The sequence below is a fragment of the Ruegeria sp. HKCCD7221 genome, from assembly GCF_013031225.1.
In the GTDB taxonomy this organism is placed as follows: domain Bacteria; phylum Pseudomonadota; class Alphaproteobacteria; order Rhodobacterales; family Rhodobacteraceae; genus Ruegeria.
On sequence record NZ_WPZE01000004.1, the window covers coordinates 320,996 to 344,546 of the forward strand.

A 23,551-nucleotide genomic window follows, 5' to 3' on the forward strand; every position below is an offset into this window, starting at 1 on the left:
CGCATGGATGCCCGCTCGATTATCGCAAAATTGCGCCGGTCCGAGGTTCCAATGGCCGCCGAACTGAACTGGTTTGCACAGGGTCTAGCGGATGGCGGGGTTAGTGACGCGCAGGCCGGGGCCTTTGCCATGGCCGTCTGCATGGGCGGTCTGGGTGCGCAGGGGCGGGCTGATCTGACGGTCGCAATGCGCGACAGCGGCGAGGTTCTGACATGGGATGTCGACGGCCCGGTGATCGACAAACACTCGACCGGGGGTGTGGGCGACAGCGTCAGTCTGGTGCTGGCCCCGGCGCTGGCCGAGTTGGGCGCTTATGTTCCCATGATCTCGGGACGGGGGCTGGGCCATACCGGGGGAACGCTGGACAAGCTGGAAGCAATTCCCGGCGTTTCAACGCAAATCGGGCAGGATCGGCTGGCCCAGATTTTGCGCGATGAAGGTGCGGCCATTGTTGGCGCGACGGGCCAGATCGCCCCGGCAGACAAACGGCTTTATGCGATCCGTGATGTTACCGCGACAGTGGAAAGCCTTGATCTGATTACAGCGTCGATCCTGTCCAAGAAACTGGCGGCCAGCCCGGATGCTCTGGTACTGGACGTCAAGGTTGGCAGCGGCGCGTTCATGAAAACGCATGAAGACGCGCGCAATCTGGCCACGGCATTGACCGAGACAGCCAATGCCGCTGGGTGCCGGACGTCGGCCGTGATTACGGATATGAACCAGCCCTTGGCCCCGGCATTGGGCAATGCCTTGGAAATCTGTGAGGTCATGAAGGTTCTGACCAGTGGGCAGAATGCGCCTTTGGCCGAGATTTCGGCCGAGTTGGGCGGTGTCCTGCTGGTTGATGCCGGGATGGTTTCAATACTGGATGAAGGGCGCGACAAGGTCTCTGAGGTTATCCGCAATGGCCGCGCGGCAGAGCGGTTCGGGCGCATTATGGCTGCAGTTGGTGGGCCACTGCACTTTGTTGAAAACTGGTCGCGTTACTTGCCCGAAGCCAGCGTTATTCTCGAGGTTCCAGCACCTTCCAGCGGATATGTGACGGCGATGGATGGCGAGGCACTGGGCCTTGCCGTTGTTGCGCTGGGCGGTGGCCGACAGGTCGAGGATGACGTGATCGATCCGGCTGTCGGTATTTCCGAAATCGTCCGGTTGGGCGACAAGATTGACAAAGGCGCGCCCCTGGCCGTGATCCACGCCGCCCGTGAGGATGCAGCGCGTCAAGCCGCGCAATCCGTCTTGCACGCGATCAGTCTTGGCCCTGAAAGCCCGTCGCTTCCGGGCATCGTGCACGAAAGGATCACAGCATGAGCCGTGCATTTCTGGTCGTCATGGATTCGGTTGGCATTGGCGGGGCACCGGACGCGGATCGGTTCTTTAACGGTGATATGCCGGATACCGGGGCAAACACGCTGGCCCATATCGCGCAGGCCTGCGCCGAGGGGCGGGCCGAGGAGGGGCGGTCTGGTCCGCTGCGCGTGCCAAATTTAGACGCTTTGGGGTTGGGGGCGGCCACCCGGCTGGCCTCTGGCGATGAAACGCCGGGATTGCAGGCCGAACCAATCGGTCTTTGGGGGTGCGCGCGTGAACATTCGCGGGGCAAGGATACACCGTCAGGGCATTGGGAATTGGCAGGTCTGCCTGTGCCGTGGGACTGGCACTATTTTCCTGACACGACTCCCAGCTTTCCCAATGATCTGAGCCGTGCTGCCGCGCAAGCGGCTGGAACAGAAGGGATTTTGGGCGATTGCCATGCCTCTGGCACAGCGATCATCGCGGAATTGGGGGCCGAACATATGCGAACCGGTTGGCCGATTTGCTATACGTCGGCAGACAGCGTCTTTCAGATCGCCGCCCATGAAGAAAGTTTTGGTCTTGAGCGTCTGTTGGACATGTGCCGCGCACTTGCCCCTCGGTTGCACGAAATGAAGGTTGGGCGTGTGATCGCCCGTCCTTTCGTCGGCTCACCGGACACGGGCTTTACGCGGACAACCAATCGCAAGGACTTTGCCATCCTGCCGCCCGCGCCGGTTCTGACGAATTGGGTGCAGGACGCGGGGCGGCGGGTCCATGCGGTTGGCAAGATCGGCGACATCTTCTCGATGCAGGGGATTAATACGCTGCGCAAGGGCTCGGATGCGGAACTGATGGGGCACCTGTCCGATCTGGTGGACGAGGCCAAAGAGGGAAGTCTGACCTTCGCCAATTTCGTCGAGTTCGACAGCCTTTTTGGCCACCGCCGGGACGTCAGCGGCTATGCCCGTGCGTTGGAATGGTTTGATCGTGAGATCGGCGCCCTTCTTTCACGCCTGCGCCCCGGAGATATGATGCTGTTGACCGCGGATCACGGAAATGATCCAAGCTGGATCGGAACGGACCACACACGTGAACAAGTGCCGGTGCTGATCGCCGGACTGGGCGCGGGTGAAATCGGAGCCGTCAATTTCGCTGATATCGCCGCAAGCATTGCGACCCATTTGAACATTCCGGCCCAAGGGCCGGGACGGAGTTTTCTATGACCGTAGCAGACCTGCCAAAGATCGAACTGCATCTGCATCACGAAGGCGCGGCCCCGCCTGCCTTTATTCGCCAGCTAGCGCAAGAAAAGCGCATCGACCTGAGTGGAATTTTTAAGCCGGACGGCAGCTATGATTTCCGCGACTTCGCGCATTTCCTCAGCGTGTATGAGGCCGCCTGCGAAGTGCTGAAATCGCCCGAGGATTTTCGGCGGCTGACGCTTGCGATCTTGGAGGAAAGCGCGGCGAACGGGGTCGTCTATTCGGAAACATTTCTAAGCCCCGATTTCTGTGGCGGCGGTGACCTGCACGCCTGGCGCGACTATCTGAATGCCATTCAGGACGCGGCTGATGAAGCCGAACGAAAATACGATATCACTCTGCGCGGTGTTGTCACCTGTGTGCGCCATTTCGGGGCGGAGCAGGCCAAGGTCAGCGCCCGGTGTGCTGCGGAAACTGCGGGGCACTGGATCACCGGCTTTGGAATGGGCGGCAACGAATCCGTCGGCACGCAGGGGGATTACAAGTGGGCCTTTGATTGCGCACGCGAGGCCGGGCTGCGCTTGACAACACATGCAGGGGAATTCGGCGGCCCTGAAAGCGTCAGGGACGCCATCCGGGAGCTGGGCGTGGAGCGTGTCGGCCATGGGGTTCGCGCGTCCGAAGACCCGGATCTTGTAAATGAACTGGTGGATCGCGAGGTAACGCTTGAGGTCTGTCCCGGCTCGAACGTGGTTCTGGGGCTTTTCCCCGAGTTTGCAGCCCACCCGATAGCAAATCTGCGCGACGCTGGTGTCAAAGTCACGGTTTCAACCGACGATCCCCCGTTTTTCCATACCACAATGCGACGCGAATATGAGATGCTGGCCAAAGCTTTCGGCTGGACAGCCGACGATTTTGCAGCCCTGAATGAAACGGCCCTGACTGCGGCCTTTTGCGATGAAGAGACCCGTGAGCGGGTCAAGAAAAGACTGGAGAGATCATGAGCGAACACCTGACCGTCGTCGACCACCCGCTGGTTCAGCACAAACTGACGCTCATGCGGGACAAGGGCACATCGACCGCCGTTTTTCGGCAGTTGCTACGCGAGATTACGCTGCTGCTGGCCTATGAGATCACGCGCGAAATGCCTCTGACCACCCGGCACATAGAAACCCCGATGGAGGAGATGGACGCCCCGATTCTCGCAGGTAAGAAAATGGCGCTTGTGTCCATCCTGCGGGCTGGCAACGGGATGCTGGATGGTGTGTTGGAACTGGTCCCCTCGGCCCGTGTGGGGTTTGTGGGGCTGTACCGGGATGAAGAAACGCTGAAACCTGTTCAGTACTATTTCAAAGCGCCCGAAGGTTTGAAAGACCGCCTTGTCATCGCTGTCGACCCGATGCTGGCCACGGGCAACAGCTCGGCTGCTGCGATTGACCTGCTGAAAGAGGCTGGTGCCACCGATATCCGGTTCTTGTGCCTGTTGGCTGCCCCTGAGGGCGTCGCGCGTATGAAAGAGGCGCACCCCGATGTGCACATCGTGACTGCCTCGCTGGACCGCGAACTGAACTCCAAAGGCTACATCATGCCGGGCCTTGGCGACGCCGGGGATCGGATGTTCGGAACCAAATAAGCGGTCTACTCTCCGCAGATGTTCTGAAGCCGGACCCAATCGCGGTCCGGCAGCACCTGTTGCAAAGGTCGTCCTGCCATCGGGTCAGCTTCGATCAGGCCCAGAACGGTTTCGCCCGTCACATCCATCGCATAGGCATATGGTGTCGAGGGAAGAGCGACTTGCGCGAAAAGCTCAAGCAGGTCGTCGTCCGGCAAGGTAGGGCGCGGCTCGGACAAGACCTGCTCGGTATACGTATCGACGATATCGGGGGTCAGTTCTCCAGTCGTGAGAAGGCGAAAGGCCGAGCGCACTCCGGTTCGGTCCAGAAGGTCATCCAAAGGATCCTGAGCCGCCGCCCTCGCGCGTTCGGCGATGATGTACCCTGCCGCGACCGAGGGGTCTTCGTGGTCTTCAACCAATGAGCGGTTCAGAAGGATGATCCCTCCGGGTAGGCTAAGGCTACTTTGCACGCCCGCAGGAAGGATCACGACGCTGCGCACCCCCGTCCGCGTCGCTAGATGATCCAGTGCCTCCTGCGCGTCCGCAGAGGCGCACGCGCGGCCTGACACCCTTTCAATCCGGCTCAGGATGGCGTCGCCTATGTCCAGCCTTTTGATCTCCGGCACGACAGACACAACGTGGTTTTGCAGGGCGGCCGGCACCCATAGCAGCAAAAGCGCAAGAACGGCCCCGACAACGCCCGCAACGCTCAGCCATCGCAGCCGCCCCGGATGTGGTCGCGCACGGTCGATTGCGCGTTGCAGGCGGTCGATGGCCTCAATCATGGTGGTTTCGGATTCCGCCAGTTCCAGCGTTTCTTCCGGGTCGCCATCGGGGTTGAAAATGGCCGGATAGCTGCCGGGGTTTTGACGCTCGAGCGCTGCCAGTGACCAATGTGTCAGGGCGCGGTCATTGAAATCCGAAATTGTCAGAGTCGCTTCGCCAATTGAAACCACGACCTCGCGCCGTTGCACATCGGGCGAGGGGCGCCACAGACCGGTGGCTTCGATCCGCTGGTACTGTTTCAGGGCCGTCATCAAGGTGAGGTCTGCTCGTTATTATTTGAACTTAGTTTAGCACGCTAAAATCCAATGGCGCAAACCTGTTGCACGTCAATCGGGAAATGTGCTGGATATCACGACGCGCGGGAAAAATTTCGCGTCCGGGATCAGTGTCAGGGCGGCAGATGCAGTCAGAAACGCAGACATCACCAATACTCGCGTCGGTGCTGATGATCAGCGCCATGGCAATTATCGGAGTGATTGACAATGTGGTGGTGCTGTTGGCTGAAACGATTGGATTGTGGCAGTTCCACCTGAGCCGTTCTTTGCTGATGCTACCGTTGATTGTCGGGCTGTCGCTGCTGGGCCTGGGCAGCCTGCGCCCGAAACGGCTGGGGCCGGTTGTTTTGCGTAGTGTTCTGATCACCCTAGCCATGTTGTTTTACTTTTCTTCCCTTGCGCTGATGCCGATTGCGCAGGCGCTGGCCGGATTGTTCACTTCGCCGATCTTCGTGCTTTTGATTTCCGCCTTGTGGCTGAAGCAGACCATCGGACCGTGGCGCATATTTGCTGTCATCCTTGGGTTTTGCGGTATCTTGTGTGTCTTGCAGCCGAATCCGTATGAGTTTGACACGCTAAGCTTGCTGCCTGTCGCAGGAGGGTTGTTCTACGCCCTGAGCGCAATAATCACACGCAGCCATTGTTCCGAGGAAAGCACCGTCTCGCTTTTGGCGGCCATGGTCATCACTTTGGGTGTGGCCGGGGCAATCGGGCTTGTGGCCCTGTCGGTGTTTCCACTTGAGTCTGTCGCCGGGCCGCAGGGCTTCGCGACCCGAGGCTGGGAGCCTAATATGACGCCCGCCGTGCCTTGGATTCTGTTGCAGGCCGGAGGGTCCACGATTGCCGTCTTTATGTTGATCAAGTCATACCAGATCGGGGAACCCTCGTATGTCGCGGTCTTTGAATACTCGGTTATGGTCTTTGGACCGCTTTTTGCATGGGTCGCCTTCGGTCAAACAATCGGAATGTTGCAGACGGTGGGAATTGGTCTGATCGCCACGGCTGGGGCATTGTTGGGGTGGCGCGCCTCGCGGGAAGTGGCGCGAAAGGTGGCGGCGTGATTATCTCGCGAGGGCGGCGCTATGTCTTTGTCCACATTCCCAAAACGGGGGGGACATCGCTTGCGCTGGCGCTGGAACAGCGTGCGATGAAAGACGACATTCTGTTGGGGGACACTCCCAAAGCCAAAAGGCGTCGCAAACGGGCCAAGTCGCTTAACGCACGCGGGCGGCTGTGGAAACACTCGACACTTGCGGATATTGACGGAGTTCTGACCGCCGACGACCTGAAGGACATGTTTACCTTCACGCTGGTACGTAACCCATGGGACCGAATGGTCAGCTATTTTCACTGGTTACAGGATCAGGATTTTGATCATCCCGCAGTCTCGCTGGCCAAGGCGCTGTCTTTTGAAGACTTCGTTATGCACCCGGCAACACTACGGTCCTTTCAAAACTACCCGGCACGCCAATATATGACCACGGCAGAAGGGCAGGAGTGTTGCAGGGCCTATATTCGGTTGGAACATTTCGAACAGGATGCAGCGCCATTGTTTGCGCATCTTGGGTTTCAGTTCGATTTGCCGCGTGTGAATTCGTCATTTCGTTCCAAGGGCTACAGGCAATACTACTCAGCCCGAACAGCCTCCGCTATTACCAGTGCCTGCGCAGAAGATATCGACAGGTTCGGATATCAATTCGACCCGCCGAACTGATCACGAATTCAAATAAAATTGGGGGCGAAACTTGAAGCCATGCAGGGTGGTCTGCGCGGGCTTCCGAGAAAATGGAAAAGCTGGCGCATAAAGACATGCGCCAGCTTTGTTAATTTAGGCGGCTTTTGCTTCAGGGTCGAAGCGGCCATAGAAGCTCTGACCCTTCTCAGCCATTTCACGCAACAGCGGCGGGCAGGCGAAGCGATCGCCATATTTAGCCGATAGTTGGTCGCAACGCTCGGCGGCGTAGGGGGCACCAATGATATCTACCCAGCTAAGTGGGCCACCGGACCAAGGTGCAAAGCCCCATGCCAGGATCGCACCCACATCGGCCTCGCGGATATCTTCTACCACGCCTTCCTCCAGCGCGCGGACGGCTTCCAGAACCTGGGCGAACATCAGACGTTCTTGAACCTCGATCAGGTCGGGCTGATCCTCGGCCAGCGGGTATTTGTCTTGCATCCCTTTCCAATAACCCAGGCGCTTGCCCTTTTCGTCATAGTCGAAGAAGCCGGATTTAGACTTCCGCCCCAGACGGCCCTGTTCTTCCATCCAGAACATCAGATCGTCCGCCGGGCTTTCGGGGTAGGCATTGCCCATCGCTGCCTTGGTCGCGCGAGCAATCTTGGCCCCCAGATCAATCGAGGTTTCATCAGTGAGCGTGATCGGCCCCACAGGAAAGCCCAATTGGCGTGCGGCGTTGTCGATCAGCACGGGGCTGACGCCCTCTGTCACCATGCGGGCACCTTCGTTCAGGTAGGGGATGATACAGCGGTTGCAGTAGAAGAACCGCGCGTCATTAACCACGATCGGCGTCTTGCGGATTTGGCGCACATAGTCCAACGCCTTGGCGACTGCGCGATCCCCGGTTTCCTTGCCTTTGATGATCTCGACCAGGAACATCTTCTCGACCGGCGAGAAGAAGTGGATGCCGATGAACTGCTCGGGCCGCACGCTTGCCTTGGCCAGATCGGTGATCGGCAGGGTCGAGGTGTTCGACGCAAAGATGCAATCTTCGGGGATAATAGCCTCGACCTTTTTGGTCATGTCGGCCTTGACCGCGGGGTCTTCAAACACGGCCTCGATGATCAGGTCACAGCCTTTCAACTGATCCAGATCCGGGGTCGCGGTGATCTGGCCCAGCATGGCGACTTTCTTGTCCTCGGTGACTTTGCCGCGCTTCATGCCCTTGTCCAGATAGGCTTCGGTATAGGCCTTGCCCTTGTCGGCGGCGGCCTGATCACGGTCGATCAGAACAACCTCCATCCCGGCTTGCGCAGATACCAAGGCGATACCGGCCCCCATCATGCCTGCACCTAGAACGCCGATCTTCTTGACCGACTGATCGGGGATACCGGCGGGGCGCACGGCACCCTTGTCCAGCGCCTCTTTGTTCAGGAACAAAGAGCGGATCATCGCGCCCGACGAGGGGTTCATCAGAACGGTAGTGAACCAGCGGGCCTCGATCTTCAGCGCGGTGTCGAAATCAACCAACGCACCTTCGTAAACCGCGCTCAACAAGGCTTTGGCAGCAGGGAATGCGCCTTGCGTCTTGCCATGCACCATCGCGGCAGCACCGACGAAGTTCGGGAAACCAGCCGGGCTGAACGGAGCGCCACCGGGCATCTTATAACCTTTGGCATCCCACGGCTTGACCAGATCGGCGTCTTGGGCGTTCAGAACCCATTCTTTCGCGGCGGCCATCGGGTCTGCTGCGATCTCGTCGATATAGCCTGCGCTTTTGGCCTTCTTGGCGTCCAACATCTTGCCTTCCAGCAGCAGCGGAGCCGCAGCCATTGCGCCGACCTTGCGGACCATCCGTGTGGTTCCGCCCGCGCCGGGGAAGATGCCGATCATAATTTCCGGCAGGCCGTATTTGGCCTTGGGGCTTTCACCGGCAAAGATGCGATGGGTCGACAGGGGAAGTTCCATGCCAATACCGGCGGCGGTTCCGGGCAGAACGGCCGCAATCGGCTTGCCGCCCTTTTTGGTCTTGGGGTCCATGCCGGCAAGCTCGATCTTACGCAGCAGCTTGTGCATGTTCATCGTGCCTTCGAACAGGCCCTTGGCCGGGTCATCACCCGCCTGTTCCTTCATCACGGCCAGCAGGTTCAGGTCCATGCCACCGGCAAAGGATCCCTCTTTGCCGGAAGTGATGATTATGCCTTTGACCTCATCGTCAGCCAACGCCTGATCAATGCAGGCATCCAGTTGTGTCAGCCCGTCAAAGGACATCACGTTCATTGATTTGCCGGGAACATCCCAGGTGATTGTACCGACGCCATCGGCGTCTTTGGTCAGGGTAAACTCGGTCATCCGTCGTCTCCTATCTGGTCAGCCGTCAGGGGGCTGCCGTCTTTCCGGGTGAAGGATTCGCCATCTGCGTCGTCCTTCACCATCATGTCCAGGTCGCTGTAGTAAGCGGTCTCGGTCGGGGTCCGCGTGCCCACCACCAGAAAGGTCGCAGGCGCGTCGGTTTTGTTCACAAGGTGGTGGCCGTTGGGCTCACCTGCGGGCCAAGCCGCACAGTCACCGGGCTGCATCTCATGTTCACCGTCATCGTCGATCAGGGTGCAGGTGCCGGAAAGCACAATGGCAAACTCGTCCTGCTCCATGTGGTAGTGCCGCAACGAGGACATCCCCGCCGGTTCCAACCGCACGATGTTGACCCCGTATTGGGTCAGACCGCCCGCATCCCCCAGTCGCTGAACGAAACGACCTGCGGTCGCCTCGGCCAGTTTGCCGGGATAGGACGATCCCCCCACAAACGGGATCTGAGAGAGATCCAGCTTGGGCATTACACCCGCTCGATGATGGTGGCTGCACCCATGCCCGAGGCCACGCATAGCGTCGCCAGACCGGTCTCTTTGTCCTGGCGCTCCAGCTCGTCCAGCAGGGTGCCGATGATGATCGCACCGGTGGCGCCAAGCGGGTGACCCATAGCGATCGAGCCGCCGTTGACGTTGACCAGTTCGGGGTCGACATCGAACGCCTGCTGGAAGCGCAGCACGACCGAGGCAAAGGCTTCGTTCACCTCGAACAGGTCGAGGTCCGAGATCGCCATGCCGCTGTCAGCCAGAATTTTCTGTGTCACCGGCACGGGGCCGGTCAGCATGATGGTCGGGTCCAGACCGATCTTCGCGGTGGCCTTGATGCGCGCGCGGGGTTTCAGGCCGTGCTTTTCACCGAATTCCTTGTTGCCGATCAGAACCGCCGCAGCCCCGTCCACAATGCCCGAGCTGTTGCCCGCATGGTGGATGTGGTTGATCTTTTCCAGATGCGGGTATTTCAGCAGCGCCACCTTGTCGAAACCGGGCATCTGCTCACCCATCATCTGAAAGGCGGGGTTCAGGCTGCCCAAGCTCTGCATGTCGGTGCCGGGGCGCATGTATTCGTCGCGGTCCAGAATGGTCAGGCCGTTGCGGTCCTTGACCGAGATCACCGATTTCTCGAACCGATTCTCTTCCCAGGCTTGCGCCGCACGGCGCTGCGATTCCATCGCCAACTGGTCGGCCTGTTCACGGCTGAACCCGTATTCAGTTGCGATGATGTCCGAGGAAATCCCCTGCGGCACGAAATAGGTGTCCATCGCCACGGTCGGGTCAATGGCAATCGCTGCCCCGTCGGAACCCATGGGCACGCGGCCCATCATTTCCACGCCACCGGCGATGTAGCCGTCACCAGCACCGCCTTTGACCTGGTTTGCCGCCAAGTTCACGGCCTCCATGCCCGATGCGCAGAAACGGTTGATCGACAGGCCGGGGATGCTTTCATCCAGGTCCGACGCCAGAACCGCAGTCCGGGCCAGACAGCCGCCTTGTTCCATTGCCTGAGTGGCGTTGCCCCAGATCACGTCCTCAACGGCGTGGCCTTCAAGGTTGTTACGCTCTTTCAGCGCGTTCAGGGTCACGGCGGACAGTCGCACCGAGGTCACCTCGTGCAGACTGCCGTCCTTACGGCCCTTGCCACGCGGGGTGCGCAGGGCGTCATAGATATACGCTTCGGTCATCAGTAGCTCTCCTTAAGCTCGATCCGGTGCTTGGCCGGGCATCAGGTCATAGGGTGGTTGCCAACCGGGCTGTTCAGACAGCCGCGTCAGCCATTTGTCGATATTGGGCCATTCGGCGCGGTCAAAGCCGAAAGGTTCGGGGTAATACAGATATCCGCAGCAACTGAGATCGGCATTTGTCACGCCGTTGCCAACGATCCAGTCGCGGCCATCCAGATGAGCGTCAAGAACTTGATAAGCCGCTTTCAGACGCCCTTGATTGAATGCAATAACGTCCGCGTTGCGGTGTTCAGCGGGCAGGAAGTTCATCAGGAAGCGTGTCAAGCCCGCCATCGAACTGAACTTATGGTTGTCCCAGAGAACCCAACGCAGAACCTCGGATTTCTCTTCATGCGTTGTGCCGCCGAATTTGCCTGTTTTTTCAGTGATATATGCCTGAATCGCGCCGGACTGGCTGGTGCGAAAATCACCATCAACCAACACCGGGGCTTCACCCATCGCATTGACGTTGTCGCGGTATTCAGGGGTCCGTGTCTCGCCCTTGAAGAATTCGACCTCGATCGGCTCCCAATCCAGACCGGACAATTCAAGCGCCAGAGCCGCCTTGTAGGAATTTCCGCTCGCGCCGAAGCAATATAGTTTCATGGTCATGGTCGCGCCCCTCCCGTGGCGTTGATCGACTGTTTTTCACGCGTATCTTTAGCAGCAAGAACCTGTCATTCATGAATGACGTTGCGGTCTATTTCGCAAGTTTCTTCTTGTTGAAAATACGCGGCTTTCCGGGTTCTGTTTGCTTTTGGTTCAACGCTTGCGCGCCTCTAGCTCGGAATTGAAAACCCGGAGTCGGTGGGTCAGGTTGTCCTGATCAATGACGCTGTTGAAGTTTTCAAAAAGGAAAGACAGCGCTTCGCCTTCGTCCAAGCCAGCTTCGCGGGCGAACCCCCTAAGCTTGCGGTATCCGTCTTCGGTCATTGCGACCGGAAACCGGCGGGTTAAACGAAATCGTTTCGGCATGTCTTTCCCTCCCGAGGAACTGGCTCCGGGGTCGCCCCCGGAACCAGGTAAGGATCAGAAGTTTGCCGCCTCCAGTGCCATGACTGTGTCGGCGCCGGTCTGGATACGTGCCAGATGCAGGCCGGTGGCCGGCAGGCGACGCGCCATGTAGAACTGGCCAGTGGCAATCTTAGTCTCGTAGAACTCGGTATCCGAGGCTGCGCCGTCAAGGGCTGCATAAGACGCTTTTGCCATTTGCGCCCACATCAGGCCTAGGCAGACATGGCCGAACATGTGCATGAAGTCGTTCGACCCGGCCAGCGCGTGGTTGGGGTTCTTGGCACCGTTCTGCATGAAATACATGCCAGCGGCCTGCAAGTCCTTCGAAGCCGCCTTGAGCGGTTCAATGAACGCTTTGTCGAAGGCTTCGTTCTGGCCGCCGTTTACCTTGCAGAAATTCTTGACGATCTCGAAGAATGCCATGACGTGCTTGCCGCCATCGGTGGCCAGTTTGCGGCCCACAAGGTCAAGTGCCTGAACGCCGTTTGCACCTTCGTAGATCATGGCGATCCGCGCGTCGCGGGTATATTGCGACATGCCCCATTCTTCGATGTAGCCGTGGCCGCCGTAAATCTGCTGGGCCTGAACGGTCATGTCATAGCCCTGATCGGTCAGGAAGCCCTTGATGACCGGCGTCAGCAGCGAGATCAGGCCGTCCGCGTCCTTGTCTTCCGAGCGGTGCGCCTGGTCGATCAGCGTGGCACCCCACAGGATGAATGCCCGTGCGCCTTCGGTGAAGCTTTTCTGATCCATCAAGTTGCGGCGGACGTCGGGGTGGACGATCAGCGGGTCTGCGGGACCATCTGGGTTTTTCACGCCGGTTACGTCACGGCCCTGCAGGCGGTCCTTGGCGTATTCCAAAGCGTTCTGATACGCGGCCTCGGCCTGCGACAGGCCCTGCATACCCACACCCAGACGCGCTTCGTTCATCATGGTGAACATAGCGCGCATACCTTTGTTCAGGTCGCCCAGCAAAAAGCCCTTGGCTTCGTCATAGTTCATCACACAGGTCGAGTTGCCGTGGATGCCCATTTTCTCTTCGATCTTGCCGACCGAAACGCCGTTGCGTTCGCCTAGCGAGCCATCTTCGTTCACCATGAACTTGGGAACGATGAACAGCGAAACACCCTTGATGCCCTCGGGGCCGCCGGGGACCTTGGCCAGCACCAGATGGATGATGTTGTCGGCCATGTCGTGATCGCCGGACGAGATAAAGATCTTTTGACCCGAAATCTTGTATGAGCCGTCATCTTGGGGCTCGGCCTTGGTGCGCATCAGGCCCAGGTCGGTGCCGCAATGCGGTTCCGTCAGGTTCATGGTGCCGGTCCATTCACAGCTTACCATGTTGGGCAGATAGGTGGCTTTCTGTTCGTCGGTGCCGTGCGCCAGAATGGCCGAAGCCGCACCGTGGGTTAGACCTTGATACATGGTGAACGCCTGGTTCGAGGCCGAGAACATCTCGCCCACGGCAGTACCCATCACATAGGGCATGTTCTGACCGCCGAATTCGTCGGGCATATCTAGGCCGGTCCAACCACCTTCCTTCATCTGCTCGAACGCGTCCTTGAAGCCGGTCGGTGTGTAAACGATGCCGTTTTCAAGGCGGCAGCCTTCGGTGTCGCCAACGGTGTTCAGCGGATGCAGGACGTTCGATGCAATCTTTCCCGCTTCTTCCAACACGGCACCGGTGAATTCGGCGTCCAGTTCGTTGTATCCGGGGATGTCCGACCCCGAAATGTTAAGCACTTCGTGCAGGATGAACTGCATGTCTTTGGTGGGCGCGTTATAGACGGGCATTTGAAGCTCCCTTTAATATTCAGATGTCCGGGTGATTAGGGACCGCCAGGGTTACTCGGCGGCGTTTTTCTCGTTCTTCATCGAGGCGATGACTTTTTCGCCCCAGCGCAACTGCTCTTTCATTTCGCTGATCGCCTGGTCCAGTTCGTCCCGGCGGGATTCCAAGTCCACCAGACGTTCCCGCGCGATCTCAAGCGTGCGGGTCATCTGGGTCATCTGCTGATCGCCGACGTGGTAGAGATCCAGCAGTTGCCGAATTTCCTCCAGGCTGAACCCAAAGCGTTTCCCGCGAAGGATAAGCTTCAGGCGTGCCCGGTCGCGTTTGGTGAACAGGCGTTTTTGCCCTTCACGGATCGGAAACAAAAGTTCTTTTGCCTCGTAAAAGCGCAATGTGCGTGGAGTGACGTCATACGTCTCGCACATTTCACGAATGGTCATCAGATCTTCCGTCATGGGTTCAGCACTCTTGATCACTGGCGTTTTCAATAGTTAGTTGCGCAGTCGATGCGCGTCTTACAACACGGAGGTGTAGTTTACGTAATGCAAACGCTACGTCACTTACAAGTTGACGTAACATCCGTTTACGTCAAGCACCTTGGGCGCCAAGATCAAACGAACGTGACGTCACAATTCCTGACAGATGAGGTTGTGCTGATTTGCGGCGGCAGGACACGGCGATCCGGCGAATTTGAAAATGGCCGGTCCCTTAGGGTGACACCGTGAAGAGGGGAATTGGCGCAGCGCCTGCCGCCCCTTGATTATTCTAGCGAACTGGCGGTTTGATCACGCATGCTCTGCAACGCGTCGACCGCCTCATCCAGTTGCTGTCGTTGCTTTTCCAGCTCGACTAGCTGCTGGTCGGCCAATTCAACGAAGGCCTTCATTTGGGCCTGATTCCCCTGATCTTCGTAGATCAACAACCACTGGCGAATGTCTTCCAAAGGAAAGCCGTATTTCCGCCCCCGCATGATCAGCGTCATCCGGGCACATTCCCGAGGGCCATAGAACCGCGACCTGCCTTCCCGTTCGGGTTGCAGCAACTCGATATACTCATAGTAGCGCAGGGTACGCGGGGTTACATCGAACTCGGCGCACATCTCTTTGAATGACAAACGATCGTCGGACATTCCTGATCTCCTCTGGGACAACCTATGGCCTGCCGCATGCAAGCGCAACAGGCAGGCTTGCTCTTTTGCCTGCCCCTCGCTCATAAAGGGAGAAACCAAGAGGACACAAGTACATGGTCGACAATGCGACGATTGCGCGCCAGTTCATCGAGGCGATTCCGCATGCCAAGGCGCTGGGAATGCACCTGACCAAAATCGACAGCGGCGAGGCTGAAATCACCATGCCGTACAGCGAACAACTGGTTGGCGATCCGCGGACAGGTGTGATCCACGGGGGGGCGGTCTTTGCCGTTTTGGACACCTGTTGCGGGGCCGCTGTCATGAGCCACCCCGCCGCCCCCGGGGGAACGGCCACGATCGACTTGCGGATTGACTACATGCGCGCCGCGACACCGGGGCAGAGCATCACGACCCGCGCGACCTGCTATCATATCACCCGCAACGTCGCCTTTGTCCGAGCAACTGCAATGGACGATGATCAGGATCTGCCTGTGGCGACGGCATCCGGGTCTTTCACCGTGGAGGGGCTGTAATGGCACGTACCCGTCCTGAGCCCATGCAAGTCGTAAAGCAACGACGCGATGCGGCTTTGAACGCTATCGTTGATGGTGTGCCCTATATCCGGTTTCTCAATATCGGATTTGACCGGCGCGGGGATGAACTGACCGGGGTGTTGAACTTCGACGAAAAGCTGATCGGAAACCCTTTTCTGCCAGCTTTGCATGGTGGAGTCACAGCGGCCTTTCTTGAAGTGACGGCAGTAATCACCCTGAGTTGGGAGTTTTTCTTTCCCCGGATCGAAAGCGGTGAACTGGATGCAGAAGATATCTTCAAGGATGACACGGTGCGGTTCCCCAAAACGGTGGATTTCACTGTTGACTATCTGCGGTCCGGCTTGCCACGCGATGCATATGCCCGGGCCTTCGTCAGCCGTTCAGGGCGGCGATATGCTTCGGTGCGGGTTGAGGCGTGGCAGGACAATCACGCGCGTCCCTATGCGCAGGCCACAGGGCATTTCCTGATGCCACAACCACCGACCGCCAAAGAGTGACGGCTGTGCAGGATGCTTCGGCACCCATAACGCATAAGCGGGTGCTGAAGATTGCGGTACCCATTGTGCTGTCGAATGCCACAGTTCCCATTTTGGGGGCCGTGGACACAGGTGTTGTCGGACAAATGGGCCAGGCCGCGCCAATCGGGGCCGTCGGTATGGGCGCCGTCATCCTGTCCGCGATTTATTGGATTTTCGGGTTCCTGCGTATGGGAACCACAGGTTTGGCAGCACAGGCACGCGGGGCAGGGGACACGGCCGAAACTGGCGCTCTTTTGATGCGGGGGCTGCTTTTGGGCGGTGCGGCGGGGCTGTTTTTTGTCCTGACGCAAATCTGGGTGTTCTGGGGCGCGTTTGCCCTGTCGCCAGCCAGCCCCGAAGTTGAGGCATTAACGCGCGACTATCTGGAAATTCGAATCTGGGGGGCTCCCGCGACAATTGCGCTTTATGCGGTGACCGGCTGGCTGATCGCGATCGAACGGACAAAAGGGGTGTTCATCCTGCAGATCTGGATGAACGGCTTGAATATCGTGCTGGACCTTTGGTTTGTGCTGGGACTTGGCTGGGGCGTCGAAGGTGTTGCGATTGCGACATTGATCGCTGAATGGACGGGTCTGGCTTTGGGCCTCTGGCTGTGCCGCAGCGCGTTTGGTGGCAATCAATGGCGCGAATGGCCGCGAATATTCGATCCCGCCCGCCTGCGCCGCATGATGCAGGTGAACAGGGATATCATGATCCGTTCGGTCCTTTTGACCGGCTCGTTCACGACCTTTCTGTTTGTCGGATCAGATCTGGGCGACGTCAACCTGGCCGCCAATCAGGTCTTGTTGCAATTTCTTGAAATCACAGCGTTTGCCCTGGACGGGTTCGCGTTTTCTGCCGAGGCCCTTGTCGGGGGGGCGGTTGGCGCTAGGGATCGGTATCAGGTGCGGCAGGCCTCGGTTATGGCGTCGCTCTGGGGCGTGGGCGGAGCCTTTGTGCTGGGGGCAGTGTTCTTTTTGGCCGGACCTGCGTTGATCGACGTTATGTCCACCTCGGCTGAAGTGCGGGTTGCCGCACGAGAGTATCTGGCCTGGGCAGCATTGGCCCCAGTGATCGGCGTGGCAAGCTGGATGTTCGACGGTATCTACATCGGCGCCACGTGGACTCGTGCAATGCGGCAGGCGATGATCCAATCCGTCGCGATCTATGTCGTGGCGCTGTTTGTTCTTGTCCCGTGGCTGGGCAATCACGGGTTATGGGCGGCCCTGATGGCGCTGAACATTGCCCGGGGCGTCACCTTGGGATGGCGATACCCCAGACTGGAAGCCCAGATCGTCTAGAGTAGGCCCAACAGATTTTCAGGAGGCCGACCAATAACCGCCTTGCCGCCTGATATCGCCACAGGGCGTTCGATCAGGATCGGATTGGCAGCCATCGCTGCAATCAAGTCAACCCCGGGCGTTGTCTTGGACAGGCCCAGTTCCTTGAAACGCTTTTCGCCGATCCGCATCATTTCGATGGCGGGAATACCTAAGCTTTGCAGGGTGGCGCGGATTTCTTCTGCCGAAGGCGCATCATCCAGATACTTGCGGATTTCAACCTTTGCGCCGTTTTCCTCTAGCAGAGCAAGCCCGGCTCGAGACTTGGAGCAGCGCGGGTTGTGCCAATATTCGATCACAGCCATTCCTCTCGTTTGCTGCCAACGGCCTGCGCAACAGCTTCAAACCCATCGCGGGCCAATAGATTGTCCAACCCCTGCGCAATGTCAGAGGCAAGGGAAATGCCCCCGAATACCATGGCTGTATAGAACTGAACGGCCGACGCCCCGGCGCAAATCTTTGCATAGGCCTGCTCGGCCGAGCTGATGCCGCCGACGCCGATCAACGGAACCTGCCCGTCTGTCAGCTTGCTCAACTGTGCCAGAACGCGGGTGGATTTTTCAAACAGCGGCGCGCCGGAAAGACCACCAGCCTCTGACTTATGAGGGCTGCTCAGGCCGTCGCGCGACAGTGTCGTATTGGTGGCGATTACGGCGTCTACACTTGTTTCGCGGGCCACGTCGGCAATATCCAGAAGCTCGTCTTCGGTCAGGTCCGGGGCAATCTTCAGGAAAATCGGCAAAGGACGTGCCAGCGCATCACGGGTTTCAATCACGCCGCTTAACAAGGCAGTCAGCGCAGCTTTACCCTGCAAATCCCTAAGCTTTTCAGTGTTGGGAGAGGACACGTTCACCGTGGCAAAATCCAGATGCGGGGCGCAATGGGCCAGCACCTTGGCAAAATCGCCCGGACGGTCGTCGCTGTCTTTGTTCGCACCAAGGTTCAGGCCGATTACAGCTTCCTTGGGGCGCTGCGCCAGACGGCCTGCCATAACCTCCATGCCTTCGTTGTTAAAGCCGAACCTGTTGATGGCTGCCCTGTCTTCGGTCAGGCGAAACAGGCGCGGCTTCGGGTTGCCGGGCTGGGGGCGCGGCGTGACTGCGCCGACTTCGATAAACCCAAAGCCGGCACGGGACAGCGGGGCAAGAACCTCTCCGTTCTTGTCGAAACCGGCGGCCAATCCGACGGGATTCGGCAGGTCAAGCCCTGCAACTGTTGTGCGCAGCCTTGGCGACGTAATCGGTCCCGGTGCCGGGGCCAGCCCAGCCTTCAGGGCTTTGATCGACAGTCCATGGGCGGCTTCCGGGTCCATCCGGTGAAGGGCGGCAAGGCCAATTTTCTCGGTCAGTTTCATCCAAACGACTCTCCGCCCTGTACCGGGGCGCAGCGGATCAGGCGCGAGGTTTCAACAGCTGCCTGGCGGTGCACAACCGCCTTTTGATAGGTCGGGTTCGTAACCATCTCAAGGAAGGCATGTGCAGAAGGATACCGGGCAATGAATACGGCATCCCAACTTTCGTCGCTGGGGCCGATCAGGGTTGTCTGGAACGCGCCGCGCCACAGTATGGATGCCCCCAAACGTGCGATGATCGGCGCGGTTTCGGTTCCGTAGTTTCGATAGGCTTGCGCGCCGGTCAAGTCAGCCTTCGCCAGATCATGCCCGTCAGGGTATTGCGCCTTGGCCCGGAACTTCACAAGATTCAGCATCTCGATCGGATGGTCGCGGTCGAGGGTCTTGAACGCCTCGAATTGCGCGCGCTCGGGGTCGATATAGGTTGTCATTCCATCTCCTCGGGGAATTGGTGCGCATGTCCATCAAACGGCAGGGGGCGCGACCAGACAACGTCCGTCATGCGGATTTTGCGGTAGAGGTGGGGGAACAAAGCGCCGCCCCGCGACACCTCCCACTTCAGGCTGTCTCCCATCGCGTCCGCATCGCAGGCCAGCAAGGTCAGCCCGGTGACACCTGCAAAGTGCTTGGCCGCGGTTTCAGCAGCCTGCGTCGCGGTCGAGAAATGAACATACCCATCCGAAACGTCAATCGGTGCACCATCGGATTCGCCGTTGGACTGCAACGCGGCCCATTCATCGGCCCGAAAAATCTTGTAAATCAGCATGGGCTCGTGATGCCCCGCGCGACGGCTAGAATCAAGATGGATTTCCCCCTTTGACTCTTTGAACAGCAGAGCGCACCATCACGCCCAATAACAATAGGGAGTTTCAATATGTTGACCCGTTTCCTGGCTTCGGCCGCTGTTTTGGGCCTGACCGCAGGCATGGCGTTGGCCGAATACAAGCTGACGATCCTGCACACCAACGACATCCACAGCCGTATCGAGTCCATCAACAAATATGATTCAACTTGCGATGCCGAGGATGAAGCAGAAGGCAAATGCTTTGGCGGGGTCGCACGGTTGAAAACGATCGTGGACGCCCGTCGCGATGCGCTGAGCGGCGAAAACTATCTTTTGCTGGATGCCGGTGACCCCTTCCAAGGTTCGCTGTTCTATACGACCTATAAGGGCGCAGCGGAAGCTGAGTTCATGGAAGCAATCGGCTATGATGTCATGGCGGTTGGAAACCACGAATTTGACGACGGCCCCGAAGGTCTGGCTGCATTTGTTGACGTTGTCAGTTTTCCCGTAATCTCGGGAAATCTGGACCTGTCGTCTTCAGCGGAGCTGAAAGATCGCGTTGATGGGCATGTTGTCCTCGAGCTGGGCGGCCAGAAGATCGGGATCGTCTCAGCACTGGCGACGGACACGGTGGAAACCTCAAGCCCCGGCAAGGACGTCGTGTTTCAGGACGAAATCGAAAGCCTGACCGCTGATGTCGAAGCGCTGAAGGCCGAGGGTGTGAATATCGTCATCGCCCTGACCCATGTGGGTTTGGCCAAGGATATCGAGATTGCCGAAAAAGTTCCGGGGCTGGATCTAGTCGTGGGCGGGCACTCCCATACGCTTTTGTCCAACACGCAAGAGGGCGCGGCTGGGTCTTATCCCGTGATGGTCGGCGACGTTCCGGTCGTTCAGGCCTATGCTTATTCCAAGTATCTCGGCGAGGTTACGCTGACCTTTGATGATGACGGAAACCTTGTATCTGCAGAAGGTGAGCCAATCCTGCTGGATGCCTCGGTAACTCCGGACCCCGATATCGCCGCGCGTGTTGCCGAGATGGGCGCCCCGATCGAGGAAATGAAACAGCGTGTGGTCGCCAGTTCCGCTGAAGCGATTGAAGGAAACCGCGATGTTTGCCGCGTTCAGGAATGCCAAATGGGCAACCTTGTCGCCGACGCGATGTTGGCGCGGGTCGCGGATCAGGGCGCTCAAATCGCGATTGCCAATTCGGGTGGTCTACGGGCCTCAATCGACTCGGGCGATGTGACCATGGGCGAAGTGTTGACGGTTCTGCCGTTCCAGAACACGCTTTCGACCTTTGAGATCAGCGGCCAGGGCGTGATTGATGCTTTGGAAAACGGCGTCAGCCAAGTCGAAGAGGTCAAGGGCCGCTTCCCGCAGGTGGCGGGCATGACCTTCACATGGGACCCGTCAGTGGCACCGAACGAAGGCCGCATCACCGAAGTCATGGTGGCCGATGGCGACGGCTTTAAGCCGATTGACCCCGCCGCGACCTATTTGGTTGTCACCAACAACTATGTCCGCAATGGCGGCGACGGATACAGCATGTTCGAAGGTGACGACAAGAATGCCTACGACTTTGGCCCGGACTTAGCTGATGTGACGGCGGAATACCTTGCAGAAAACGCGCCTTACACGCCTTATCTGGATGGTCGCATCAAGCAGAAGTAACGCGAATTAGATAACAAAAATCAGGCCGCATCAGTCGATGCGGCCTTTTTTTGTTTCGGACCCGTTAGCTGAAATCGTATTCCGGCCAAAGCTCTGCGTCGAACCCTTGCAGCATCGGTTGAAGATGCTCTGAAACGTCGCGCCAACCGCCAATGGACTTGGTCGAGATTTTCTTGCGCACTTGGTCGATACTGGCCGTTCTGACCTGTTTGGTGTTCTTTTCCGGGTGCATCATGGTTTCGGACCATTTGATGTCACAGAAATCGGCAACCTGTTGGCTGTACGTCTTGGGATCGGCGACCAGCTTTTCGTAAGGAACTGTCAGAATTCTGTCGCCAAACACAGCGGTCCAATGCGTCATATAGCGACGGTACAGGTTCGCTGTGTGGGCAATTGCTTCAAGGTTTGAGGCATAGCGCATCCCGCCAGCAGGGAACCTTCTGATCCATTTGGACAGACCAACGTCGCGCGGATCGCGCAGCATGTTGATGACTTTGGCATTGGGGAAGGCCGACAGAAGGAAACCCGCGCGCTGAAAGTTGTGCGGCATCTTATCGACAAACGCGGCGGAGTCGTGGGGGATTGGAGGCATCAACTTGCGGAATTCCCGTGCAAATTCCGCCGCCTCTTTTTCGCCGAACCGTTTACCGGTTTTTAAATGGGCCTGAGACAGGTCGCCGGTAATCGTAAGCTCTCCGCACCCCGCGATTTCGGGGTCAGAACTCAGCATCATTTCCATCAACGTGGTGCCGGAACGGGGCTGGCCCAGAACGAAAATGGGTTTGGGGGATTCCGAAAGGTCAGCCATGACCGGATCGACCCCAACGGGGAACAGGTCCGTGATCTGCGTCAGCTTTTCTTCTTCTGCCTGGAAATCATACGGGTTTGCTTCGTGCTGGACTGCATTGGCCCGCGCAAATTGAGGAAGCGCGGCGCCCAACCCTTCGGTCTTTGAGATCAGCTCGGCCTTGGCGAATTCTAACTCTGAAAGTTCATGCTCATTTGATTTGCGGGCGCCTTCAACCGCTGGCATCAGGTCTGGCGCGGTTTCCGCGTTCGCCATGGTTGAAAGTTGGAACAGCGTCGCCACATGCCCGGGCTCTTCGGTCAGAATCCGCTGCATAATTTCCTTCGACCCCGCCTTGTCGCCGCTTTGATGCAGGTTAACGGCCATCTGAAACGCTACATTGTGATTTTCAGGGTCCAGCGCATAAGCCCGGGTAATGTCGCGCGCGCTGTCTTCGACAAACGAGATGCGCCCATAGGCCCGTGCACGCGCCGACAAAAGACCGGGGTTATCCGGGTCCGAGGCCAGCTTTCTGGAAGTATAGTCGATGATCAGACGCCAGTTGCTTCCCTTTTGCTGGATTTCGTCGATGACGCGGGTCAGTTCCTTGTTGTTGGGGAACTTCTCAAGCTTTTGTTCAGCAAATTCCAGCGCCTTGGGAATTTGACCGGTTTGCATCAGCGCGTTGGCAAGGTTTTCGACAAATTGCGGATCGTCCGGTTTCATCCTCGAGGCTTCGACGAAATGTGGTATCGACTTTCGATACTGCTTCATCTCGGTCAGGACAAAGCCGGAAATGGCGTGAAAATCCGTGTCTTTTGGGAACTTCTTGAGGCCCAACTGTGCTTTTTTCAATGCTTGCTGCAGCTTGCCTGCGTCCAGGGCCGACAGCGCCTTACTTTTCAGGGAACTTGCTGTTTGATTTTGCATATGACCCCGTGAGAACCTGTGCCTGTAGGAAATACTGTTGATGGTTCATTACCCATGTGCGGACGGTTTGCAATAACTCTTCCCAACGACGCTATGGCGCAGCTTTTTGCAGCTCGGCCTGCTAATACGTTGCCTGCCGTGCCCAACTTTAATGTTTGCCCGACAAATCAGGTGCATGTGGTACGGGCCGGAGAAAACGGCCGCACGCTGGACCCTCTGCGATGGGGGTTTCTGCCGCATTGGTACAAGACGGAAACCGCGGGTCCCTTGCTGATCAACGCGCGGGCAGAAACATTGGCCGAGAAGCCCGCCTTTCGTGCAGCTTGCCGCGAGCGGCGGTGCCTGATCGTGGCCACCGGGTTTTACGAATGGACCAAGACGGACCAGGGTGATCGGCTGCCTTGGTACATTCAACGTAATGATGGCGCGCCCATTGCCTTTGCTGGAGTCTGGCAAGATTGGGGGGGCGAGGGCGCGCGGCAAGGGACCTGCGCAATCGTCACAACCCCTGCCAACAAACACCTGAGCGCGATCCATCACCGAATGCCCCTGATACTTGAGCAAAACAACTGGCCCTTGTGGTTGGGTGAAACTGGAAAAGGGGCCGCGCGATTGATGCAACCGGGGGCCGAAGGTGTTCTTAGTTTTCACCGGGTGGATCCGGTGGTGAATTCCAACCGGGCATCTGGTCCTGACCTGATTGAGCCTGTCGATGCGTGATCGCTGTTCTTTCCAAACC

General features: G+C 58.3%; 25 protein-coding genes. 11 read left to right on the forward strand and 14 right to left on the reverse strand.

Going from position 1 to position 23,551, the window contains the following annotated elements; translation table 11 throughout:
* The first annotated feature begins 3 nt into the window (after positions 1-3).
* From GOX73_RS12655 to upp, 4 genes are read left to right on the forward strand one after another with little or no spacing between them, the layout of a single operon-like run.
* Positions 4-1,311: a thymidine phosphorylase gene (locus tag GOX73_RS12655; protein WP_171125464.1), complete on the forward strand. Its 1,308-nt coding sequence runs from the start codon at positions 4-6 to the stop codon at positions 1,309-1,311.
* Positions 1,308-2,519 carry a phosphopentomutase gene (locus GOX73_RS12660; protein ID WP_171125463.1) on the forward strand — a complete coding sequence of 404 codons (1,212 nt, stop codon included), beginning with the start codon at positions 1,308-1,310 and terminating at the stop codon, positions 2,517-2,519. The genes GOX73_RS12655 and GOX73_RS12660 overlap by 4 nt, the downstream gene beginning before the upstream one ends.
* Positions 2,516-3,502: an adenosine deaminase gene (locus GOX73_RS12665; protein WP_171125462.1), complete on the forward strand. Its 987-nt coding sequence runs from the start codon at positions 2,516-2,518 to the stop codon at positions 3,500-3,502. The genes GOX73_RS12660 and GOX73_RS12665 overlap by 4 nt, the downstream gene beginning before the upstream one ends.
* Entirely contained in the window at positions 3,499-4,131 is a 633-nt protein-coding gene (gene upp, locus GOX73_RS12670; protein WP_171125460.1) for a uracil phosphoribosyltransferase, read from the forward strand. The genes GOX73_RS12665 and upp overlap by 4 nt, the downstream gene beginning before the upstream one ends.
* Before the next feature lie 5 nt (positions 4,132-4,136).
* Here the strand turns inward: upp and GOX73_RS12675 are convergent, their stop codons facing one another.
* Complete coding sequence (locus tag GOX73_RS12675) at positions 4,137-5,150, reverse strand: hypothetical protein (RefSeq protein ID WP_171125458.1); 1,014 nt, start codon at positions 5,148-5,150, stop codon at positions 4,137-4,139.
* Positions 5,151-5,299: 149 nt separating this feature from the next.
* On the opposite strand from GOX73_RS12675, the gene GOX73_RS12680 reads away from it, so the two are divergent.
* Complete coding sequence (locus GOX73_RS12680; RefSeq protein WP_171121992.1) at positions 5,300-6,235, forward strand: DMT family transporter; 936 nt, start codon at positions 5,300-5,302, stop codon at positions 6,233-6,235.
* The gene (locus GOX73_RS12685; RefSeq protein WP_171125456.1) at positions 6,232-6,888 is read left to right on the forward strand and encodes a sulfotransferase family 2 domain-containing protein; all 657 of its coding nucleotides are present in this window, start codon (positions 6,232-6,234) and stop codon (positions 6,886-6,888) included. Before GOX73_RS12680 ends, GOX73_RS12685 begins: the two co-directional genes overlap by 4 nt.
* Positions 6,889-7,002: 114 nt before the next feature.
* Here the strand turns inward: GOX73_RS12685 and GOX73_RS12690 are convergent, their stop codons facing one another.
* From GOX73_RS12690 to GOX73_RS12725, 8 genes are all read right to left on the reverse strand, one after another.
* Positions 7,003-9,204: a 3-hydroxyacyl-CoA dehydrogenase NAD-binding domain-containing protein gene (locus tag GOX73_RS12690; RefSeq protein WP_171125454.1), complete on the reverse strand. Its 2,202-nt coding sequence runs from the start codon at positions 9,202-9,204 to the stop codon at positions 7,003-7,005.
* Entirely contained in the window at positions 9,201-9,686 is a 486-nt protein-coding gene (locus GOX73_RS12695; RefSeq protein ID WP_171125452.1) for a cupin domain-containing protein, read from the reverse strand. Before GOX73_RS12695 ends, GOX73_RS12690 begins: the two co-directional genes overlap by 4 nt.
* Complete coding sequence (locus GOX73_RS12700) at positions 9,686-10,897, reverse strand: acetyl-CoA C-acetyltransferase (protein ID WP_171121996.1); 1,212 nt, start codon at positions 10,895-10,897, stop codon at positions 9,686-9,688. Before GOX73_RS12700 ends, GOX73_RS12695 begins: the two co-directional genes overlap by 1 nt.
* Before the next feature lie 12 nt (positions 10,898-10,909).
* Entirely contained in the window at positions 10,910-11,548 is a 639-nt protein-coding gene (locus GOX73_RS12705) for a glutathione S-transferase family protein (RefSeq protein WP_171125450.1), read from the reverse strand.
* A gap of 150 nt (positions 11,549-11,698) precedes the next feature.
* Complete coding sequence (locus tag GOX73_RS12710; RefSeq protein WP_171121998.1) at positions 11,699-11,911, reverse strand: hypothetical protein; 213 nt, start codon at positions 11,909-11,911, stop codon at positions 11,699-11,701.
* Between the two features lie 54 nt (positions 11,912-11,965).
* Positions 11,966-13,747, reverse strand: coding sequence for an acyl-CoA dehydrogenase C-terminal domain-containing protein (locus GOX73_RS12715; protein WP_171125447.1), 1,782 nt, complete (start codon positions 13,745-13,747; stop codon positions 11,966-11,968).
* A gap of 51 nt (positions 13,748-13,798) precedes the next feature.
* Positions 13,799-14,200, reverse strand: coding sequence for a MerR family DNA-binding transcriptional regulator (locus GOX73_RS12720; RefSeq protein ID WP_171125445.1), 402 nt, complete (start codon positions 14,198-14,200; stop codon positions 13,799-13,801).
* Between the two features lie 305 nt (positions 14,201-14,505).
* Positions 14,506-14,874: a MerR family DNA-binding transcriptional regulator gene (locus GOX73_RS12725; protein WP_171122001.1), complete on the reverse strand. Its 369-nt coding sequence runs from the start codon at positions 14,872-14,874 to the stop codon at positions 14,506-14,508.
* Between the two features lie 113 nt (positions 14,875-14,987).
* On the opposite strand from GOX73_RS12725, the gene GOX73_RS12730 reads away from it, so the two are divergent.
* From GOX73_RS12730 to GOX73_RS12740, 3 genes are read left to right on the forward strand one after another with little or no spacing between them, the layout of a single operon-like run.
* Positions 14,988-15,407, forward strand: a complete 420-nt coding sequence (locus GOX73_RS12730) for a PaaI family thioesterase (RefSeq protein WP_171122002.1) — start codon at positions 14,988-14,990, stop codon at positions 15,405-15,407.
* Positions 15,407-15,925, forward strand: coding sequence for a PaaI family thioesterase (locus tag GOX73_RS12735; RefSeq protein ID WP_171125443.1), 519 nt, complete (start codon positions 15,407-15,409; stop codon positions 15,923-15,925). Before GOX73_RS12730 ends, GOX73_RS12735 begins: the two co-directional genes overlap by 1 nt.
* Before the next feature lie 5 nt (positions 15,926-15,930).
* Complete coding sequence (locus GOX73_RS12740; protein ID WP_171125441.1) at positions 15,931-17,247, forward strand: MATE family efflux transporter; 1,317 nt, start codon at positions 15,931-15,933, stop codon at positions 17,245-17,247.
* On the opposite strand, the gene arsC is transcribed toward GOX73_RS12740, so the two are convergent.
* The 4 genes from arsC to GOX73_RS12760 are packed head-to-tail and all read right to left on the reverse strand — an operon-like array spanning position 17,244 to position 19,403.
* Positions 17,244-17,585: an arsenate reductase (glutaredoxin) gene (gene arsC / locus GOX73_RS12745; RefSeq protein WP_171125898.1), complete on the reverse strand. Its 342-nt coding sequence runs from the start codon at positions 17,583-17,585 to the stop codon at positions 17,244-17,246. The genes GOX73_RS12740 and arsC overlap by 4 nt on opposite strands.
* On the reverse strand, positions 17,582-18,640 hold the full coding sequence (locus GOX73_RS12750) for a quinone-dependent dihydroorotate dehydrogenase (protein WP_171125439.1): 1,059 nt from the start codon (positions 18,638-18,640) through the stop codon (positions 17,582-17,584). Before GOX73_RS12750 ends, arsC begins: the two co-directional genes overlap by 4 nt.
* Positions 18,637-19,068: a DUF1330 domain-containing protein gene (locus GOX73_RS12755; protein WP_171125437.1), complete on the reverse strand. Its 432-nt coding sequence runs from the start codon at positions 19,066-19,068 to the stop codon at positions 18,637-18,639. The genes GOX73_RS12750 and GOX73_RS12755 overlap by 4 nt, the downstream gene beginning before the upstream one ends.
* Positions 19,065-19,403 (reverse strand): DUF952 domain-containing protein, encoded by a 339-nt coding sequence (locus GOX73_RS12760; RefSeq protein ID WP_171125434.1) that lies wholly within the window; start codon positions 19,401-19,403, stop codon positions 19,065-19,067. Before GOX73_RS12760 ends, GOX73_RS12755 begins: the two co-directional genes overlap by 4 nt.
* Before the next feature lie 108 nt (positions 19,404-19,511).
* Here GOX73_RS12760 and GOX73_RS12765 point away from each other — a divergent pair, with 108 nt between their 5' ends.
* Positions 19,512-21,095, forward strand: coding sequence for a bifunctional UDP-sugar hydrolase/5'-nucleotidase (locus GOX73_RS12765; protein ID WP_171122009.1), 1,584 nt, complete (start codon positions 19,512-19,514; stop codon positions 21,093-21,095).
* Between the two features lie 64 nt (positions 21,096-21,159).
* Here GOX73_RS12765 and GOX73_RS12770 read toward each other — a convergent pair whose 3' ends face one another.
* Positions 21,160-22,812: a sulfotransferase gene (locus GOX73_RS12770; protein WP_171125432.1), complete on the reverse strand. Its 1,653-nt coding sequence runs from the start codon at positions 22,810-22,812 to the stop codon at positions 21,160-21,162.
* 54 nt (positions 22,813-22,866) lie between these two features.
* On the opposite strand from GOX73_RS12770, the gene GOX73_RS12775 reads away from it, so the two are divergent.
* Complete coding sequence (locus tag GOX73_RS12775) at positions 22,867-23,532, forward strand: SOS response-associated peptidase (RefSeq protein ID WP_171122011.1); 666 nt, start codon at positions 22,867-22,869, stop codon at positions 23,530-23,532.
* Positions 23,533-23,551 lie beyond the last annotated feature (19 nt).